16 protein-coding genes are annotated in these 18635 nt (G+C 70.6%); 4 read left to right on the top strand and 12 right to left on the bottom strand.

The genetic code is table 11. The features are described 5' to 3' along the window. Window positions 1-30: 30 nt before the first annotated feature. The 6 genes from AMK34_RS23070 to AMK34_RS23045 form a co-directional block, all read right to left on the bottom strand. Complete coding sequence (locus AMK34_RS23070) at window positions 31-471, bottom strand: iron chaperone (protein ID WP_037343247.1); 441 nt, start codon at window positions 469-471, stop codon at window positions 31-33. Between the two features lie 50 nt (window positions 472-521). After that, window positions 522-1145, bottom strand: coding sequence for a glyoxalase (locus AMK34_RS23065; RefSeq protein ID WP_073846758.1), 624 nt, complete (start codon window positions 1143-1145; stop codon window positions 522-524). A 403-nt stretch (window positions 1146-1548) separates the two neighbouring features. Next, window positions 1549-2076 (bottom strand): regulatory protein RecX, encoded by a 528-nt coding sequence (locus AMK34_RS23060; protein WP_125737904.1) that lies wholly within the window; start codon window positions 2074-2076, stop codon window positions 1549-1551. A 79-nt stretch (window positions 2077-2155) separates the two neighbouring features. Beyond that, a complete protein-coding gene (gene recA, locus AMK34_RS23055) occupies window positions 2156-3196 on the bottom strand; it encodes a recombinase RecA (RefSeq protein WP_005164741.1) in 1041 nt (346 codons plus the stop codon). A gap of 207 nt (window positions 3197-3403) precedes the next feature. Further along, the gene (locus AMK34_RS23050) at window positions 3404-3598 is read right to left on the bottom strand and encodes a DUF3046 domain-containing protein (RefSeq protein WP_016332706.1); all 195 of its coding nucleotides are present in this window, start codon (window positions 3596-3598) and stop codon (window positions 3404-3406) included. Window positions 3599-3692: 94 nt separating this feature from the next. Beyond that, on the bottom strand, window positions 3693-5603 hold the full coding sequence (locus AMK34_RS23045) for an Hsp70 family protein (RefSeq protein ID WP_073846757.1): 1911 nt from the start codon (window positions 5601-5603) through the stop codon (window positions 3693-3695). Between the two features lie 173 nt (window positions 5604-5776). Here AMK34_RS23045 and AMK34_RS23040 point away from each other — a divergent pair, with 173 nt between their 5' ends. Next, a complete protein-coding gene (locus tag AMK34_RS23040; protein ID WP_198941745.1) occupies window positions 5777-10399 on the top strand; it encodes an ATP-dependent helicase in 4623 nt (1540 codons plus the stop codon). 167 nt (window positions 10400-10566) lie between these two features. After that, entirely contained in the window at window positions 10567-11067 is a 501-nt protein-coding gene (def, locus tag AMK34_RS23035) for a peptide deformylase (RefSeq protein ID WP_037343240.1), read from the top strand. A gap of 64 nt (window positions 11068-11131) precedes the next feature. On the opposite strand, the gene AMK34_RS23030 is transcribed toward def, so the two are convergent. From AMK34_RS23030 to AMK34_RS23015, 4 genes are all read right to left on the bottom strand, one after another. After that, window positions 11132-12217, bottom strand: coding sequence for a GNAT family N-acetyltransferase (locus AMK34_RS23030; RefSeq protein WP_073846756.1), 1086 nt, complete (start codon window positions 12215-12217; stop codon window positions 11132-11134). A 95-nt stretch (window positions 12218-12312) separates the two neighbouring features. Next, on the bottom strand, window positions 12313-12996 hold the full coding sequence (locus tag AMK34_RS23025; RefSeq protein WP_073846755.1) for a VOC family protein: 684 nt from the start codon (window positions 12994-12996) through the stop codon (window positions 12313-12315). Window positions 12997-13151: 155 nt separating this feature from the next. After that, the gene (locus AMK34_RS23020) at window positions 13152-13916 is read right to left on the bottom strand and encodes a maleylpyruvate isomerase family mycothiol-dependent enzyme (protein ID WP_038516374.1); all 765 of its coding nucleotides are present in this window, start codon (window positions 13914-13916) and stop codon (window positions 13152-13154) included. A gap of 24 nt (window positions 13917-13940) precedes the next feature. After that, on the bottom strand, window positions 13941-14423 hold the full coding sequence (locus AMK34_RS23015; RefSeq protein ID WP_007029300.1) for an SAV_6107 family HEPN domain-containing protein: 483 nt from the start codon (window positions 14421-14423) through the stop codon (window positions 13941-13943). A gap of 221 nt (window positions 14424-14644) precedes the next feature. Here AMK34_RS23015 and AMK34_RS23010 point away from each other — a divergent pair, with 221 nt between their 5' ends. Both AMK34_RS23010 and AMK34_RS23005 read left to right on the top strand, forming a co-directional pair. Further along, the gene (locus tag AMK34_RS23010) at window positions 14645-15166 is read left to right on the top strand and encodes a YbaK/EbsC family protein (protein WP_073846754.1); all 522 of its coding nucleotides are present in this window, start codon (window positions 14645-14647) and stop codon (window positions 15164-15166) included. Continuing rightward, the gene (locus AMK34_RS23005) at window positions 15163-15726 is read left to right on the top strand and encodes a GNAT family N-acetyltransferase (RefSeq protein WP_016332697.1); all 564 of its coding nucleotides are present in this window, start codon (window positions 15163-15165) and stop codon (window positions 15724-15726) included. Before AMK34_RS23010 ends, AMK34_RS23005 begins: the two co-directional genes overlap by 4 nt. Here the strand turns inward: AMK34_RS23005 and AMK34_RS23000 are convergent. Both AMK34_RS23000 and AMK34_RS22995 read right to left on the bottom strand, forming a co-directional pair. Then, window positions 15723-16604, bottom strand: a complete 882-nt coding sequence (locus AMK34_RS23000) for a DMT family transporter (protein WP_073846753.1) — start codon at window positions 16602-16604, stop codon at window positions 15723-15725. The genes AMK34_RS23005 and AMK34_RS23000 overlap by 4 nt on opposite strands. A gap of 303 nt (window positions 16605-16907) precedes the next feature. Next, the gene (locus tag AMK34_RS22995; RefSeq protein WP_073846752.1) at window positions 16908-18593 is read right to left on the bottom strand and encodes a DUF885 domain-containing protein; all 1686 of its coding nucleotides are present in this window, start codon (window positions 18591-18593) and stop codon (window positions 16908-16910) included. Window positions 18594-18635 lie beyond the last annotated feature (42 nt).

The following is an 18635-nucleotide window of genomic DNA, read 5'->3' as shown; positions in this document are numbered from 1 at the left end:
CTCACGCGGTAAAGCGGGCTGCCACTCCCGTCAGCTGACGGCTTGCTTCACCAGGGCGGCGATGCGCTGCTCCACGTCGGGCGTGACGCCTGTCAGCGCGAAGGCGGTCGCCCACATCGCGCCGTCGTCCAGCTGAGCCGCGTCGTTGAAGCCGAGCGTCGCGTACCGCGTCTTGAACTTGGCCGCGGGCTGGAAGAAGCAGACGAGCTTGCCGTCCAGCGCGTAGGCGGGCTGGCCGTACCAGAGTTTCGGCGCGAGCATCGGGGCGTTGGCCTTCACGACGGTGTGGACCAGCTCCGCCAGCGCCCGGTCCTCATCGGACATCTCGGCGATCTTCGCGATCACGTCCTGTTCCGCGGCCGCCGCTTTGTCGGCGGCCGAGCTGCGACGCGCCGCCTTCTTCATGTCCTGGGCGTGTTCCTTCATCGCGGCCTTCTCTTCGGCCGAGAATCCTTCGTAGGTCGTGGTCATGGCGTTTTCTCCTTGATAAGCGGCGAGCGGGGGCATCCGGAAGTGGCACATCAGGACTGGGCGGCGAGCGCCGAGGTCTCCCAGGCGAATCCGTCCGGGTCGGTGAACGGGGCGGCGCCGCAGATCGCGATGCGGTGCGAACCGGTGCCCTCGGGGGACACGCCGGCGTCCTTGGCCAGCGCCTTGCGCTTGTACAGCGCCAGCTTCACCGGGCTCGAGCCGGCTTCGAACTCGACGTACACGCGGCCGAAGCTCTTCCCGACGGTGAGGCCGTGCTCGACGTAGAACTTCTTGCTCGCGGCCACATCGGCGACGCCCAGCAGGAGCACGATGGCGTCGATCTCGCGGGTGGCCGGCGCGGTGTTCTTCTTCGCCGAGGTGGCGATCTTCCAGATCGCGCCGTCCGGTGCCTGGACGGTTCCGCCGTACCCCCACATCGACTTCGCGGCGGGCCTGATCACGGTCGCCCCGGCGGCGACGGCGGCGTCGATGAGCGCGTCCGCGTTGGCGGGCTGGGAAACCGTGAGGGAAAGGGTGTAGCCGCGGAAGCCGGTGGAGGGCTCCTGCGACGCCCGGAAGCGAAGCTCGGGGCCGAGCCCGAAGGCGGTGGTGTAGAAGCGTTCGGCGGCCTCGGTGTCGGCCACTTCGAGGGTGATGGCGTCGATGAAGTTCATGCCGGTAACGCTATTTCGCGGCGGGCTTCCGGCGCTTCTCGATTCCTGATCGGTCGTATCGGCGCTGTTCAGAGGCTTGGCGGAGGGCGATCTGGGCCGTGCGGGTTCCCGTGACGGCAGGCTCGTGGTCACCGGGGTGCGCCCAGGCGGCACTTTCGCGTGACTGAGCGGACGGCGCGTGTGATCAGACGGACGACACACGTGATGGGACGGACGACACGCGCGTAGCCGGGATCTGTCCCGAGCCGTCCGTCTGGACACGCGTGTCGTCCGTCTGGACACGCGTGTCGTCCGTCTGGACACGTGTGTCGTCCGGCTGGTCACGCGAAACCGCCGGGAACGCAAAACACCGGCCGCGCGGGCAAGTGCCCGTACGGCCGGTGAGTGGCTGTGGTGCGGAAGCTCAGTCGAGGGTGGCGTCGTCCAGCAGTGCCGACTCGGCGCCGAACTCGCGGAGTTCGTCGCGGATCACGGTGTAGGCCAGCCCTTGGGGATAGCCCTTGCGGGCGAGGAAGCCCAGCAGGCGGCGGATCGCCGTCTGCTCGTCGACGTTGCCCAAGGAGCGCATGCGCTTCCGTACCAGCTCTCGGGCGCGCTGCTCCTCTGCCTCTCGGTCCACCTCTTCGGCGGCCTGGACGGCGATATCCCCATCGATTCCTTTGCGTTTGAGTTCGGCTACGAGGGCGGTCCGTGCCAGGCCCATGTTGGCATGGCGGGAACGCACCCACATCTCGGCGAACTCGGCGTCGTTGATGAGCCCTGCCTGGTCCAGCTTACCGAGCAGGGTCTCCGTCGTCTCCTCGTCGAAGCCCTTGCGTTTGAGGGCCTGACGCAGTTCCTCCGTGGAACGCGGGCGCGCGGCCAGGAGATCGAAGCAGATCTCCTTGGCCTTCTTCCTCCGCTCGTCCGGCGGCAGCTCCGCCGGATCCACTTTGGGCGCACGCATTCAGCTCTCACTCCAGTCGAAACGGTCGATCGGCGACTTCACCCCGTCGACGGGGCTCCGGAACTCAGAAGTCGACCGGCGCGGGGGCGGCTTCGGCGTCGACGGCGGCACCGATGCCGAGCTTCTCCTTGATGCGCTTCTCGATCTCGTTGGCGATGTCCGGGTTGTCCAGCAGGAACTTGCGGGCGTTCTCCTTGCCCTGGCCCAGCTGGTCGCCCTCGTAGGTGTACCAGGCGCCGGACTTGCGCAGGATGCCCTGGTCGACACCCATGTCGATCAACGAACCCTCGCGGGAGACACCCTTGCCGTAGAGGATGTCGAACTCGGCCTGCTTGAAGGGCGGCGCGACCTTGTTCTTCACGACCTTGACGCGGGTGCGGTTGCCGACGGGCTCGCCGCCGTCCTTCAGCGTCTCGATCCGGCGGACGTCCAGGCGGACCGACGCGTAGAACTTCAGCGCCTTACCACCGGTCGTGGTCTCCGGGGAGCCGAACATGACGCCGATCTTCTCGCGCAGCTGGTTGATGAAGATCGCGGTCGTGCCGGAGTTGTTCATCGCACCGGTCATCTTCCGCAGCGCCTGGCTCATCAGCCGGGCCTGCAGGCCGACGTGGTTGTCACCCATCTCGCCCTCGATCTCGGCGCGCGGCACGAGCGCGGCGACCGAGTCGATGACCAGGATGTCGAGCGCGCCGGAACGGATCAGCATGTCCGCGATCTCGAGCGCCTGCTCACCGGTGTCCGGCTGGGAGACCAGCAGCGCGTCGGTGTCGACGCCGAGCTTCTTGGCGTACTCCGGGTCCAGCGCGTGCTCCGCGTCGATGAACGCGGCGATGCCGCCGTTCTTCTGCGCGTTGGCGACCGCGTGCAGGGCGACGGTGGTCTTACCGGAGGACTCCGGACCGTAGATCTCGATGACCCGGCCGCGGGGCAGGCCGCCGATCCCGAGCGCGACGTCGAGTGCGATGGCACCGGTGGGGATGACCTCGATCGGCGCGCGGCCCTCTTCGCCGAGGCGCATGACCGAGCCCTTGCCGTACTGCTTGTCGATCTGGGCGAGGGCCAGTTCGAGCGCCTTGTCCTTGTCGGGTGCTGCTGGTGCCATGGAGTCCACCTCGTTGGTTGAGCCGGGTAGGGCTTGATTCAGTTCTGAGCTGTCGGGTCCGACGCTACGGGCGACCACCGACAATTCCAGGCCTCGCGCCCAAGCTGTGGATCGCTGACCCCGTTGTGGACAACACCATAGACGAACGTGTGTTCGAGGCCGTCTCCGACACGCCGTTGCGCTAAGGTTCTTGCCCGTTCTTCGAGGTCAGCGCCGCTCGGGCGGGATCTCGAAGGCGTCGCAGACCGCCCGCCAGACGTCCTTGGCCGAGGTTCCCGCGTCGAGGGCCTGTTCGACGGTCCGGCCCCCGAGTTCGCCGAAGACGTGATCCCTGGAGAGGGTTTCCGCACGTCCTGGACCGAATTCGTCGGCCATCAGCCGCCGGAAGACCGTGATACGCATCGGGCGGAGTCTAGCCCGGTCCGTGAAGGCCTCCTTGAGGGACTCTGGGTCCCTCAAGGAGGCCTTCACGGACCTGAGGATCACGAAAAGGGGGCTATTCGCCCGGCTGGACGCTCTTCTCGAAGTAATCGGCCAGCTCACCCGGCGTCGGGGTCTGTCCTTCGGCGGGCACCTGGTAGATGAAGCCGACCAGCGGCCGGTCGGTCACGGTGAACACCAGCACGGCGGCGTTCCGCCCGGCGGCCGAGGAGTACTGGCCTTCCAGCGCGTTGCCGACCCATTTGGCCTCGGTGCGGTCCCCGCCGGCCGCTTTGAGCAGTCCGTCGGTGTAGGCCTTGAGCTTGTCCGCCGAGTCGCTCTGCAGATAGGTCACCTGGGTCCCGGCGCGGCCCGGGGCCGAGCAGGTCGACGTCACGCCGAGGTCTTCCGCCGGTTTCGCCGGCCCGTTGCCCATGCCGGGTTTGCAGTCCCCGGTGTCGGCGATCTTCCCCGCGAGCTGGCGAAGGCATCCGGTGAGGCCCTTGTCGTCGGCCGCGCCGGGCACCTTGCACTCGTCGGCCGTGTAGGTCGTCGACGAGGAGGACGTCAGGAAGAACGTGAGCCCGGCGGCGAGCAGCACGACCACGGCCACGATGGCGCCGATGACGAGCGGCTTCTTCTTGCTCGCGGGCGCCTTCTCGGCGGTGGTCTGCCCGGCGAGGGAGTACGTCGGGAAATTCGTCGGCGCGGGCTGCTGCGCCTGCTGCGGACCGCTGTTCGGATAACCCGACTGGGGGAAGCCGCCGGACTGGCCGGGGCCCCCGCCCGAGTAGCCGGGGATCGACGCGACCTGCTGCGGCGGCGCGTACGGTCCCGAGGCGCCGGGGCCGACCTGATGCGCCCCGGTTCCCGCCGCGACCTGCCCTTCGACGCCCTGCGTACGCGAGCTGATGCCGTCGGAAGCGACGTGCTGGGCGCCGAGCGCCACCGCGGTCTCGGGCTGGTCGAGGCTGCCGGGGACGACGCCGAGCTTCTCCGCGATCAGGCTGCCGACCAGCGGGAGACGGCTCGAACCGCCGACGAGGTAGATACCGGCGAGCCGGTCGGGGGTCATACCCGCCGAGCGGACCACCCGCGACATCAGCTCGACACTGCGCAGCATCGACGGCCGCACCAGCGCTTCGAGTTCGCCTCGCGTGACGAGGACGTCCTCGAACGGCTCCGGCATCGGGACCTCGGTCTGCGGGTGCCGCGAGAGGGCTTCCTTCGCCGCCTTTACGTCCTCCTGCAGCGCGCGCCGTGTACGACGGTCCGGAGTGGACTCGGGCCGCAAAACCCGTTGCCAGCGCTGGGGATCCCTGTGCGAGACCTCGCGGCCGACGTGCACCAGCAGCGCCTGGTCGACGTCGAGACCACCGAGGTCGGGAAGGCCGTCTTCGGCGACGACGGTGAAGCCGCCGTTCGGGGTCGCGCCGACGATCGCGACGTCGAAGGTGCCGGCACCGAGGTCGTACACGGCGAGCGCCTGCCCCGGCGCGAGCGTCTTGCCGGGGAACGACGCGAAATGCGCGGCCGCGGCGACCGGCTCGGGGACGAGCACGAGGTTGCCGCCCATCCCGGCGAGCCGCGCGGCGGACAGCAGCACGTTGCGGCGGGTCTGCCCCCACTGCGCGGGGTGGGTGAGCCGGACCTCGTCGGGCAGTTCGCCGCCGAGCTGGCGGGTGGTCTCGTCGAGGACGCGGCGCAGGATCGCGGCCAGCACCTCGGTGACCGGGATGACGTCCGTGCCCAGCAGGAGCGTCTGCTCGTCGATCCGGCGTTTGGGGTTGGGCTCGAAGCGGGTCGGGTCGAGCCGGGCCCGGCGTTCGGCGTCGCGGCCGACCATGATCGTGCCGTCCTCGGTGGCGAACACCGCGGACGGCATGTTGGCCGAACCGTCGACCTCGACCACCCGCGGCGGCCTCCCGTGCGCCGATAGGACGGCCACGGTGTTGGACGTCCCGAGGTCCACCGACAGGATCCGCACAGCTCATACCCCTTCAACAGACGAACGGCGGCCGCCCCAAGTACCGATCCGGCCGCGCTGGCCGTGATGCTCCCATGAGCGAGGTCACCGCACGTGCGGAACCCGCCGATCTCGTCCCGACCGGGTGCCTCGTCACAGCCCTCGGAGCGAAACTGTCGGTGGTCCGGCGCACTATGGAGGGCGTGGCAGACGTACTCGACCTCTTCTCCCCCGCGACCAGGGACTGGTTCACCGGGGCCTTCGCCGCGCCCACCCGCGCGCAGGAGGGGGCGTGGCACGCCGCGCACGCGAAGGAACACGCACTGGTCGTGGCCCCGACAGGCTCCGGTAAAACGCTGTCGGCCTTCCTCTGGGCACTGGACAGGCTGTCGGTCGAGCCGCCGCCGTCCGAGCCGCGGAAACGCTGCCGCGTCCTCTACGTCTCGCCGCTGAAGGCGCTGGCGGTCGACGTCCAGCGCAACCTGCGGGCACCGCTGGCGGGCATCTCGCAGGCCTCGCGGCGGCTGGGGCTGCCGGTGCCGGACATCGGCGTCGGCATGCGCACGGGTGACACCACGGCCGCCGAGCGGCGCTCGTTCGGCAAGACCCCGCCGGACGTGCTGGTCACCACACCGGAGTCGCTGTTCCTCATCCTCACCTCCTCCGCCCGCGATTCGCTGCGCGGCGTGGAGACGGTGATCATCGACGAGGTCCACGCGGTCGCGGGCGGCAAACGCGGCGCGCATCTGGCCTTGTCCCTGGAGCGGCTCGACGCCTTGTTGGAGAAGCCCGCCCAGCGGATCGGGCTGTCGGCGACGGTCCGGCCGATCGACGAGGTCGCCTCGTTCCTGGCCGGCGGCAGGCCGGTCACCATCGTCCAGCCGAAGCTCGCGAAGACGATCGAGGTCCGTGTCGAGGTCCCCGTCGAGGACATGTCCAATCTCGACGGTCCTCAGGGGCCCAAACAGAACGAAGACCTCGACGCGGGCCTCGCACGGTTGCCCGGCTCGCTGGAGGACATCGACGGCGCGCCGCGACGGCCGTCGATCTGGCCCGCGGTGGAGGAGCGGGTCCTCGAACTCATCCAGGCGCACCGGTCGACCATCGTGTTCGCCAACTCGCGGCGGCTCACCGAGCGGATGACGGCCCGGCTCAACGAACTCGTGGCGGAACAGAGCGAGCTGGAGCCGGATCAGCGGTATCCGGCCGAGGCGATCGGCCAGTCCGGGCTCACCACCGGCGCGGCCCCGGTGATCGCGCGGGCGCACCACGGCTCGATGTCGCGTGAGCAGCGCACGCATGTGGAAGAGGAGCTCAAGTCCGGGCGGCTGGCGTGTGTCGTGGCGACGTCCTCTTTGGAACTGGGCATCGACATGGGCGCGGTCGATCTCGTCGTGCAGATCGAGGCGCCGCCGACGGTCGCTTCGGGCCTGCAGCGGGTCGGCCGGGCCGGGCACCAGGTCGGCGCGGTGTCGAGCGGGGTGATGTTCCCGAAGTTCCGTGGCGACCTCGTCTCCTGCGCGGTGGTGGCGGAGCGGATGGCGTCCGGGGCGATCGAGGCGGTGCGATATCCGCGGAATCCGCTGGACGTGCTGGCGCAGCAGGTCGTGGCGATGGTGGCGCTCGAATCCTGGACGGTCGACGAACTCGCCGCGCTGGCCCGCCGCGCGGCGCCGTTCGCGTCCCTGCCGGACGACGCGTTGCTGGCCGTGCTCGACATGCTCGCCGGCCGGTACCCCAGCGAGGAGTTCGGTGAGCTGCGGGCCCGGATCACCTGGGACAGGGTCAGCGGCGAGCTGCACGGCCGCCCCGGTTCGCAGCGGCTGGCGGTGACGTCGGGCGGCACGATCCCCGACCGCGGCCTGTTCACCGTGATGACGCCGGGCGGCGACGACAAACCCGGATCGCGGGTGGGCGAGCTCGACGAGGAGATGGTCTACGAGTCCCGCGTCGGCGACACGATCCTGCTCGGCACCTCCTCCTGGCGGGTCACCGACATCACCCACGACCGGGTGATCGTGGTCCCCGCGCCGGGTGAGCCCGCCCGGATGCCGTTCTGGAAGGGCGACGCCCCGGGCCGCCCGCTGGAGCTGGGGCGGGCGCTGGGTGCGTTCGTCCGCGAACTGTCCACTTCGGAGCCCTCGGCGGCCAGGGAACGGGCCGCCGTCGCCGGGCTGGACGAGTACGCCTGCGACAACCTGCTGGCGTACCTGGAAGAGCAGAAGTCGGCCACCCGGCATGTGCCGAACGACAAAACCGTGCTCCTGGAACGGTTCCGCGACGAGCTGGGCGACTGGCGCGTCATCCTGCACTCGCCGTTCGGCGCGCAGGTCAACGCGCCGTGGGCGCTCGCGATCGCGGCCCGGCTGCGGGAGAACCGCGGGGTCGACGCCCAGGTGGCGCATTCCGACGACGGCATCGTGCTGCGGCTGCCCGAGGCGCTGGACATGGACGGCGCCGAGGTCACCATCGGAGTCGAAGACGTCTTGCTCGATCCGGAGGAGGTCGAGCAGCTGATCGTCGCCGAGGTCGGCGGCTCCGCGCTGTTCGCCGCACGGTTCCGGGAATGCGCGGCGCGGTCGCTGCTGCTCCCCCGCCGGGATCCGCGCCGCCGCACCCCGCTGTGGCAGCAACGGCAGCGCGCGTCCCAGCTGCTTTCGGTCGCGGCCAAGTACGAGCGGTTCCCCGTCGTACTCGAAGCGATGCGGGAGGTCCTGCAGGACGTGTACGACGTCGGCGGGCTGCGCGAACTGATGACCGACGTCCGGTCCCGGAAGGTCAAGCTGGTCGAGGTCGAGACGCCGTCCGCGTCCCCGTTCGCGCGCAGCCTGCTCTTCGGCTACGTCGGGATGTTCCTGTACGAGACGGACGCTCCGCTCGCGGAACGGCGCGCGGCGGCGCTGGCGCTGGATTCGACGCTGCTGGCCGAGCTGCTCGGCACCGAGGCGATCCGGGAATTGCTGGACGCCGAGGTCGTCGCCGAGGTCGAGCGCTCCCTGCAGCGGCTCGACCCGGACAGGCACGCCCGCAACGCCGAGGAAGCCGCGGATCTGTTGCGGTTCCTCGGCGATCTCTCGATCGAGGAGGCCGCCGCGCGCGGGATCCAGCGGGAATGGCTGGAGGAGCTGGAAGCCGCGCGACGGGTGATCCGGGTGCGTATCGGTGGCGGCGAGCGGTTCATCGCCATCGAGGACGCGGGCCGGGTGCGGGACGCGCTGGGCACCGCGCTGCCGGTCGGTGTGCCGGAGGCGTTCACCGAACCGGTCGAGGATCCGGTCGGAGACCTGCTTTCCCGCTATTCGCGAAGCCGTGGCCCGTTCAGCGCCCGCCAGGCCGCCGAGCGGTTCGGGCTCGGGACGGCCGTGGTCACCGGCCTGCTGGACAGACTGACCACACAGGGCAGGCTGGTCCGGGGTGAGCTGAGCCCCGTCGGGCATCCGGAGACCCACGGCGTCGGCGTCGAGTTCTGCGACGCGTCGGTGCTGCGCAGGCTCCGGCGGGCGTCGCTGGCCCGGCTGCGGGCCGAGGTCGAGCCGGTCGAACCGGCGGCACTGGGCCGGTTCCTGCCGTCGTGGCACGGTATCGGCGCGCGAGTGCGGTCGGCGCCGACGGCGGATGACGTGCTGTCCGTGGTCGAGCAACTGGCCGGAGCCCCGCTGCCGGCGAGCGCGGTCGAGTCCCTGATCCTGCCGAGCAGGCTGCCCGGCTACACCCCTTCGCTACTGGACGAGCTCACCACGGCGGGCGAGGTCACCTGGTGTGGTTGCGGTTCCCTGTCCGGCGGGGACGGCTGGCTGGCGCTCGCGCCCACGGACGTCGCCGATCTGCTGTTGCCGGATCTCGACGACGATCTGCCCTCCGGTCCGCTCCACGAAGCCATTCTGTCCACTTTGGAGGGCGGGGCGCAGTTCTTCCGGCAGCTGGTGGATCGCGCGTCGCCGTTGGTCGAGACCCCGCCCAACGACGGCGAAGTCGTTGCCGCACTATGGGATCTCGTGTGGGCCGGGCTGGTCACCGGCGACACACTGGGCCCGTTGCGGGCACAGGTCTCCGGCTCCGGCGCGGCGCACAAACCACGGCGGCAGGCTCCTCGCGGCCGGTACGCGCGGCTTCGGGCCGGTCGTCCGGCGATGCCTTCGCGCACCGGACCGCCGACGGTCGCGGGACGCTGGGCCCTGACCCCTGATCGCGAACCGGATCCGACCAGGCGCGCGCACGCGCGGACCGAGGCATTCCTGGAGCGGCACGGCGTCCTCACCCGCGGAGCTCTCGACACCGAACGCGTCACGGGCGGTTTTTCCGGGATCTACAAGGTTTTGCGCGGGATGGAGGATTCGGGCCAGGTCGTCCGGGGATACGTGGTCGAAGGGCTCGGCGCGGCACAGTTCGCGGCGAAGGGCGCCGTCGACAGGCTGCGCGCGCAATCCGGGAACCAGCGCACGACCACCGAAGGCGCCGTCGTGCTCGCCGCCGCCGATCCGGCCCAGCCCTACGGTGCCGCGTTGCCGTGGCCCGCCGCGACGGGCGACACGAAGCACCGCCCGGCAAGGAAAGCGGGCGCGCTGGCGGTACTAGTGGACGGTGTCCCGGCGATGTACGTGGAGCGAGGCGGCCGGTCGCTGCTGAGCTTCACCGAGGATCAGGAGACGTTGCGGTCGGCCGCGCGGGCGCTGTCCACGGCTGTGCGGGAGGGCTGGCTCGGCCAGCTCGCGGTGCAGAAGGCCGACGGCGAGGTGGCGCTCACGTCGGAGCTTTCGGCCGTCCTCCAGGAGGCGGGTTTCCGGGCGACTCCCAAGGGACTGCGCCTGCGGGCCTAGAATCACCGCTCAGAGCCTGTTGGCGGAGCTGAGATTTTTGTCCGGAAGGTGACCGTACGCCATCAGCACCCGCCGCGACCTGGAAGACCAGATTGCGCCCTGCCGACGCGATCGCGGACGCGGGTTCACCAACAGGCACTCAGACCTGCGGAGAAGGACGTTCGAACATGGTGATGCGCGACCTGCGCTATTTCGGGGATCCCGTGCTCAAGACCGTATGCGACCCGGTCACGACATTCGACAAGAAGATCGAGTCGCTGGTGACCGATCTGATGGACGGGGTGAAACCGGCCGGGCGCGCGGGGCTGGCGGCGCCGCAGATCGGGGTCGGGCTGCGGGTGTTCAGCTACGACGTCGGCGGGCTGAGCGGATACGTGATCAACCCCGAGATCGTCGAGCTGTCCGAGGAGACACACGAGATCGGCGAGGGCTGCCTGTCGGTGCCGGAGCTGTGGTTCCCGGTGGTGCGCGCGAAGCACGCCGTTGTGCGCGGTGTCGACCTGCGCAACGAGCCCGTCGAGGTCGAAGGGGTCGACGTGCTCGCCCAGTGCCTGCAGCACGAGACCGATCACCTCGACGGCAAGCTGTACCTGGAGCGGCTCACTCCCGAGCGCAAGAAGCGCGCACTCGGCGAGGCCCGGGGCAAAGACTGGTTCTGGAACCGCTGACCTCCTCCCGCATTTCGTCCTCTGGATGCGGTGGTCGGTAACGCGAACGACCGCGTCCAGAGGACTAAACGCGGGGGTCGGGGAGCGTGAAGCGCAGGGTGCCGGAGTCTCCGGTGGCGCGTTCGGGGCGGAGCCCCACGCGGACGGCGGTGCGGTACAGGGAATCGTCGCCGGGCAGGCAGACAGCGGTGAGCTCGCGCTCCCCCTTGGCCAGGGCGAGCGTGGCGAGCCGGGCCAGCAAAGCCGTGCCGATGCCTTGGCGCTGCCAGGAATCCTCGACCAGGAGCGAGATTTCGGCGGCGCCGCCGTCGGCCGACGGGATCAGCTGACCGAGGCCGATCACGTCGCGGCCGCAGACCGCGAGCAGGCTGATCCCGCGCGGCGGCATCAGGAGCCGGTGCAGCCAGCGACGCGGTACGGCACGCATTCCGGTGTGATAGCGGTGGAAGAGCGTCGTCATCGAGCATCTCTGATGCAGCGCGGACACTGCTTCCGCGTCACCCGGGACGCCCTTGCGCAGGACGACCGCGGCGCCGTCGGGCCGGTCGAGCACGATCGGCCCGGTCACGTTGTCACGGACGGCGGCGACCAGGCCGGTCAGCGCGACGGCGCGGCTCAATTCCAGTTCGACGAACGGCGACCACCGGCGGCGGGCGACGAACGCGGCGCCGTCCCCCGCGGGGAACACCGCCCGGTGCCCGCCTTCCGTGCGGGCCGGGTTCGACTCGATCGACGGGACCTTCGTGACGACGTCGGCCGCCAGGACCCCGCGGAGCACCTCCGCGAGGCCATTCGGTTCCTCGACGGCACGTTTGGCCGCGGTGAGGGTCGCGGTGGCCGGATCGACCAGTTCCGCCAGATCGGCGTCGACGACGGCGGAGCATTCACAGCCTTCGTCGCGGATCGCGTCGATGAGCAGCTGCCGTGGCAGCCCGGTGGCCGGCCGCAGGACGATTTCGTCGAGCACGCCGCCGGGCACCGGCAGCACCGACAGCCCGAGGATGTTGCACTCGAGGTCGGCCAGCCGGATCGCGATCCTGGCCAGCGTGCCGGGCCGGTCGTCGACGCGGATCCGGACACGCCAGGCCGAAGCGGCCGCCGTCTCTTCGCCGGGATGGACCAGGGTGGGCCGGGCTCGATAGGTCTCCATGACCTCAACGGTCCCGGCCGGTTGTTGCCTGCCCACGGCGCGGGTGTTTCGCTCAGGTCAGCGTTCGACGCCGCCGCGCAACCGGGGCGAAACACTCAGCGGGGCGTGAGCACGCTGAACTCGTTGCCCTCCGGATCCACCAGGGACACGGCGCCTTGTCTCGCCGTACCGCGCCCTAGCGCGCCCAGCCCCAGCAGGCGCCGGACTTCGGCCGCCCGGCTCCCGCCCGGCCCCGGCGCGACCTCGAAGCGCAGCCGGTTCCGCTCCAGCTTGTCCTCTTTCGTGGCGAGGAACTCGACCCAGGGGCCGCGACCGTCCGGCGGCCGCAGGCCCACGATCGTCTCTTCCCGGACGCCGATCTCCCAGCCCAGCGCGGCCGCCCAGAACCGCGCGAGCCGCTCCGGGTCGAGGGCGTCGACGACGACCGCCGCGATCGCGCCGGTGCCCTCGTACTGCTCTCGAGGCTCGAGAACGCAGAACTCGTTGCCCTCCGGATCCGCGAGCACCACCCACGGCACCCGTTTCTCCTCCGGCGGGCCCTGGCCGATGTCGATGTGTCGTGCGCCGAGGGACAGCGCACGGTCCACCAGCTCGGCCTGGTGCCCGGGCGAACGGCTCGCCAGATCCAGATGCAGCCGGTTCTTGCGCCCTTTGGGGCGCGTTTCGGACCGGAACGCCGGCTCGAACGGCGCGTCCCAGCTGAACAGCCCTTCCCAGAAACCCGCCAGATCCCTGGGAAGGGCCGAATCGAAGACCAGGTTCACCAGATGTGCCACCACACCGTGAACCTAGACGGCACCACCGACACTTTCCTTGTCGTAGGTGAACCCGCGACCAACGGCGGCCGAGTAGGTTCACGTGTTCGGTCGCTCTACAGGCACATCTTCAGCTCCGTCGACCCGCTCTTGACCGGTTTGGCTTCCCCACCGACCGGTCATCGGGTCGCGAGCCGCAGAAGGGCCCAGAGTTGTCCCGCCATGTCCTGGTCTCCGCTGACCGTCACCGCCGTCGGACCCGCCCGGCCCCAGAGCCAGCGGTAGATCTTGTCCGGCTTCCCGGTGATCAGATCGTCCGCGCGCTGGGCTTCGTCGGCCGAGCACCGCCAGGCGACCGTCTCCGTGGGGCCGGCCCTGGCGATCCAGGTGTGGCCCGCGGTGCGGACACCGACGGATCCGGTCTTGGTGCCGGACAGCCCGAGCAACGGCAGCCGCTGCCCGAACCAGAGCACCAGCGCCTCGTCGATCCCGTCGACCGCCACGTCTTCGGGGATCTCCGACACGTCCCGGCCGGCCGCGCTCTCCGCGTCGATCCGGTGGATCGTCGTCTCGTGCGCCATCCGGCGCCGCCAGAACCCGTAACTGCGGTCCGCCGGCCACCAGGTCGGTGCCAGTTCGTCCGGATCGTGCGCGGACAGCTCGGCGACGAGCTCGTCCCGGCCCTCGCGGAAGTACTCATCCAGGGTCTGCCCCGGCCCCGGTTTGCGCTGCCAGTGCTCGGGACGCCGCCCGTCGGTGATCCAGCGGCGGGTGACCCGGTACACGCTGCCCACGTGCCGGAGGACCTCGCCGAGTGTCCAGCCGGGGCAGGTCGGGACCGGCGCGTCGGCGGACGCGGTGTGCGCCACTTGAGCCATCAGCTCGGTTTCGGCGCCGATCACCTCCAGGAACCTGCCCTGGTCGATCATGGCCTGCCCGGCCATCGGGCACCCCCTCTCCCCGGTGATTCAGGCGACATGTGCCGAATCACCCATCGGCAGCCCGTGCACCACCCGTCGCACCAGTTCCAGGAACACCGTGGCGGCCCGCGTCAGCTCGTCCGCCAGTTCGACGGTGACCTTGCCGGTGATACCCGCCTGCGCGGCGGCCCGCGTCGCCGAGTTGGCCGCGAAGAACGCCGCCCATTCCTTCAGTTCGGGCGCGACGGAGTCGAGCAGCACCCAGCCGCTCGCCGGGCGGGCACGGCCCCGGTGCGGACGGCCGCGGGCCTCCAGTACCGCCGCGGCGCCCCGCAGCGCGGCGAGATAGGCGCCGATGAACCGCTCCGCGGGATCGTTTTCCCGCTCTGCTTCGGCGAGCCCCCGCCTCGCCTGTGCGTACAAGGAGACCGCCGCGGGTGGTGCCGGCGGGCGCAACGACATGGGCAGGGCGGGCTGCGCGGTGCCCCCCGGCCTCTCGGCTTCGTCGGGGGACACGACCGAAACGGACATGACGACCCTCCTCCTGTACGTGAGCGCCGGCCGGTGCCCGGCGCCGAGGCGCTTCCCCCGCCCCCGCGCCGGGCACCTACCGGTGCGCGCTCACCGAATGTCGAACGTCTGTTCGAACAACTCCAATGTAACCCTGAAGTGCTCATTTCTTCAACCCCGTAGCGGGGTGATCGCCGCATGTGGTGCGGGACACGGCATCGGCCACGTGATCTCATAGGCGTATGAGCACCATCGACCATCCCTCGGTGGCCAAGGTCGCGGCCGCGCTCGCCGAGGCGGGCCAGCAGGCCGCCGCGGACGGGATCCGGATCCTCCCCGCCGAAGTCCGCACGGCCGCCCAGGCCGCCGAAGCACTCGGTGTCGAGGTCGGCGCGATCGCGAACAGCCTCGTCTTCCGCAGCCGCACCGGCGACACCGAATCGGCCCTGCTCGCCCTGACCTCCGGCGCGCACCGCGCCGACACCGGCCTCCTCGCTTCACTGACCGGCGCCGACGAGATCGGCAAGGCGGACGCGGATTTCGTCCGCGCGCACACCGGGCAGCCGATCGGCGGCGTCGCCCCGGTCGGTCACCCGAAGGCGTTGACCACCCTCGTCGACACCGCGTTACGCGCCCACGAAGTCGTCTGGGCGGCCGCGGGGCATCCGAAGTCGGTGTACCCCACGACGTTCGACGGCCTCGTCGCGCTGACCGGGGGCACTCCCGCGGACGTCGCGGGCGACAGGCAGGATGGGCGCCCGTGACCGCGATGTCCTCGGAATGCACCCGCTACGTCCAGCTGTCCGCGGACGAGTTCCGCGCCCGGCTCCCCGAGGCGCTGACCATCTACGTCAACGCCATGCGCTACCCCGAAGGCACGGCGGAGCAACGCGCGCCGATGTGGCTCACGCACGCGCTGCGCGAAGGCTGGCGCTGCATGGCCGCGCTCGACGCGGACGGCGTCCTGCTCGGGCTCGCCTACGGCTACAAGGGCCGCGGCGGCCAGTGGTGGCACGAACAGGTCCGCCACGGCCTGACCCGTCGCGAGGGCCAGGCCGCCGCCGAGCACTGGATGTCCGACTACTTCGAGCTCACCGAGATCCACGTCAGCCCCGAAAGCCAGGGGAAGCGGATCGGCGAAGACCTCCTGCGACGGCTGCTCGACGGCGTGCCCAGCGCCCACGTCCTCCTTTCCACGCCGGAAGGCACCAGCCGGGCCTGGAACCTGTACCGGCGCGTCGGATTCGTCGATGTGCTGCGGGACTACCACTTCGCCGGGGATCCGCGGCCCTTCGCGATCCTCGGCCGGACGCTGCCGCTCTAGGGTTTCGTGTAGGCGACCGCGAGCGCGGCGATGAGCACCACCGCGCCGCACCAGCCCACGGCGCCGAGCCGTTCCCCGAGCACGGCCATGGACAGCAGCGCGGCGGTCAGCGGTTCGAGCAGCGCGGACAACGCGGCCAGGACCGGATGCGCGCTTTCGAGGCCGCGGAAGTACGCGGCGTACGCCAGCGCCGTGGGCACGACGCCGAAGTAGACGACGAGCGCGAGCACGTCGGCCTGAAACGGCACGGCCATCCCGAACCACAACGCGGCGGGAGTGAGTGCGGCGCCGCCGATCAGGCAGCCGAAAGCCGTGGTGGGCAAGGGATCCAGCCCCTCGACCCGGGTCGCGGTCACGAGTGTCAGCGCGGCGAACCCGGCCGCGGCGAGCAGGGCGAACAAGACACCGGCGACGTCGGCTTCCTGCCCTGGCGTCCATTGCAGCAGCGCGAGCCCGGCGAGCGACCCGGCCAGGGACACCGCCGTCCACGCTCCGGGCAGGCGGCGGGTTTTGACGACCGTCGCGACGGCGAGCAGCACCGGCGCGCTGCCGATGGTGGTCATCGTCGCGACGCTCACGGAACTCAGCGAGACCGAGGCGAAGTAGCTGGTCTGGAAGAGCGCGAACAACCCGCCGACCGCCAGGAGGCGGCGACGGGCCTGTGGCGTGCGGGGAAGGCCGCGAAGGCCTCCGGTGAGCCAGAGGTAGCCGGTGGCGATCACGCCGCCGATGAGCAGCCGGTACGCGGCGACGCTCAGCGGATGGAGCCCCGCCCGGGAGGCGAGCAGGGATCCGGCGAGGCCGCCGGATCCCCAGAGGACCCCGGCGAGGACGAGCGCGGCCGACGATCGGGCACGCGTGGGTACGGCAACGGACATGGGGAAACGCTCCTGCGTCTGTGTCTGTCGGAAAGGACGTCGACGACGCGGGGTGCTTCAGTGCAGCACGGATCGGCCGGGCGGCGGGAACGCCGCGCGGCCGGAGACACCCCGCTCAGGCAGCGGGGGGTGGGGTGACGAGAAAGATCCGGTGCACGAGAGGGAACGTATCAAGGCCGCGGTACCGGGGGCACGTGAATTGCGGCACGCGGAGGCCCCCTCCGGATGCAAGGAACGGTCCTTTCCTGGCGAAATTTGCAAGGAAAGGACCGTTCCTGGCACGGGGCGGGCGGGAGTGGCGGGTCAGTCGAGAGCGGCCAGCATCTCCCGCAGCGTGTCCAGCCCCATCCCGCCGAGCGCCAGCGCCCGCGTGTGGAACTGCTTGATGTCGAACGCGTCGCCCTGCCGCGCGCGGGCCTCCTCGCGGGCGGTGAGCCAGAGCCGTTCGCCGAGCTTGTACGACGGCGCCTGCCCCGGCCAGCCCAGGTAGCGGTCGATCTCGTCGTGCACGTGGGCCGGGTCGGTGACGGTCCGGGTGAGCATGAACTCCAGGCCCAGCTCGGGTGTCCACCGTTCGCCCTCGTGGAAACCGGGGCCCGCCGGGATCTCCAGTTCCAGGTGCATGCCGATGTCGACGATCACCCGCGCGGCGCGGAACAGCTGCTCGGACAGCATGCCGAACAGTTCGCCGTCGTCGGCGAGGAACCCGAGGTCCTCCATGAGCCGCTCGGAGTACAGCGCCCAGCCCTCGGCGTGCCCGGAGGTGAACGCGAGCAGCCGCTGGTACTTGTTCAGCGACTCCGACTGGTCGACCGCGGTCGCGATCTGCAGGTGGTGACCCGGCGCGCCCTCGTGGTAGACGGTGCTGACCTCGCGCCAGGTGGTGAACTCGTCCCGGCCCTGCGGCAGCGACCACCACATGCGGCCGGGGCGGGAGAAGTCCTCGCTCGGGCCGGTGTAGTACGCGCCGACGGTGCCGCCGGGCGGGGCGATCTTGCACTCCAGCGCCATCACCCGGTCGGAGATGTCGAAGTGCTTGCCGCGCAACGACTTCAACGCGTTGTCGGACAGGTTCTGCATCCAGGCCTGGAATTCCGCCCGGCCACGCACGGTGTACTTGGGGTCGGCGTCGAGGGCGGCGGCCGCCTCGGCGAGGGTGGCACCGGGTTTGATCCGGCCGGCGACCTCGCGCATCTCGGTTTCGAGGCGGGTGAACTCGGCCCAGCCCCAGGCGTAGGCCTCGTCCAGGTCGAGGGTGGCGCCGGTGAACACCCGGGACCACAGCTGGTAGACCTCGGCGCCGACGGCGTCCTTGACCGGCGCCAGCGGGGCGAGCTCGGCGCGGAGGAAACCGGCGAACTCCGCGTACGCCTCCTGGGCGGCGTGAGCGGCCTGGCCGAGTTCGGCACGGAGCTTCTCGTCGACGTCTTTCGCGCCGGAGGCGAGGGTCTCGAAGAAACCGGTCTCGTCCTTCAGCCCGGCCCAGGTTTCGGCCTGTTCGGCGACCTTGCCGACCTGCCGCAACGCCGCCACCCGGCCCGCGTCGGCGGACGCGAGCAGCGACGTACGGAGACCGTCGAGCGCTTCGGGCACCCTCGCCATCCGGGCGGCGATCGTCGCCCAGTCCTGCGCGGTCTCGGTGGGCATGAAGTCGAAGACCATGCGCAGTTCCTGCACCGGGCTTTCGATCACGTTCAGCGCCGCGATGTCGAGGCCCGCTTCGTGGATTTCGAGGTTCAGCGCGATCCGCTCGCTGAACACGGCCTTGGCCGCGCGTTCACCGTCGTCGACCGGTTCGGCCGCGGCGATGTCGGCCAGTGCGCGCGCGGCGATCGCGGCCCTGGCCGCGTGCCCGGCGGGCGAATAGTCGGTCAGCTGGTCGTCGTATCCGGAGATTCCGAACGTCGTCGCGGCGACCGGGTCGGCCGCGGCGTACTCGTCGACGTACCGGTCACAGATCTCGTGCACACTTCGCGCGGTTGAAGCCATGACCGGCACGCTACCGGGATCGCGGGCGACTTCGGTACGGAG

This window comes from Amycolatopsis sp. CB00013 (assembly GCF_001905755.1).
GTDB lineage: Bacteria > Actinomycetota > Actinomycetes > Mycobacteriales > Pseudonocardiaceae > Amycolatopsis > Amycolatopsis japonica.
Note: the sequence above shows the minus strand (reverse complement) of the source record. Positions and strands in the feature narration are given on the sequence as shown.

Coding starts and splice junctions, on each gene's coding strand:
- AMK34_RS23070 (WP_037343247.1), bottom strand. CDS start 471: ATGACCACGACCTACGAAGGATTCTCGGCCGAAGAGAAGGCCGCGATG.
- AMK34_RS23065 (WP_073846758.1), bottom strand. CDS start 1,145: ATGAACTTCATCGACGCCATCACCCTCGAAGTGGCCGACACCGAGGCC.
- recA (WP_005164741.1), bottom strand. CDS start 3,196: ATGGCACCAGCAGCACCCGACAAGGACAAGGCGCTCGAACTGGCCCTC.
- AMK34_RS23050 (WP_016332706.1), bottom strand. CDS start 3,598: ATGCGTATCACGGTCTTCCGGCGGCTGATGGCCGACGAATTCGGTCCA.
- AMK34_RS23040 (WP_198941745.1), top strand. CDS start 5,777: ATGGAGGGCGTGGCAGACGTACTCGACCTCTTCTCCCCCGCGACCAGG.
- def (WP_037343240.1), top strand. CDS start 10,567: ATGGTGATGCGCGACCTGCGCTATTTCGGGGATCCCGTGCTCAAGACC.
- AMK34_RS23030 (WP_073846756.1), bottom strand. CDS start 12,217: ATGGAGACCTATCGAGCCCGGCCCACCCTGGTCCATCCCGGCGAAGAG.
- AMK34_RS23020 (WP_038516374.1), bottom strand. CDS start 13,916: ATGGCCGGGCAGGCCATGATCGACCAGGGCAGGTTCCTGGAGGTGATC.
- AMK34_RS23015 (WP_007029300.1), bottom strand. CDS start 14,423: ATGTCCGTTTCGGTCGTGTCCCCCGACGAAGCCGAGAGGCCGGGGGGC.
- AMK34_RS23010 (WP_073846754.1), top strand. CDS start 14,645: ATGAGCACCATCGACCATCCCTCGGTGGCCAAGGTCGCGGCCGCGCTC.
- AMK34_RS23000 (WP_073846753.1), bottom strand. CDS start 16,604: ATGTCCGTTGCCGTACCCACGCGTGCCCGATCGTCGGCCGCGCTCGTC.
- AMK34_RS22995 (WP_073846752.1), bottom strand. CDS start 18,593: ATGGCTTCAACCGCGCGAAGTGTGCACGAGATCTGTGACCGGTACGTC.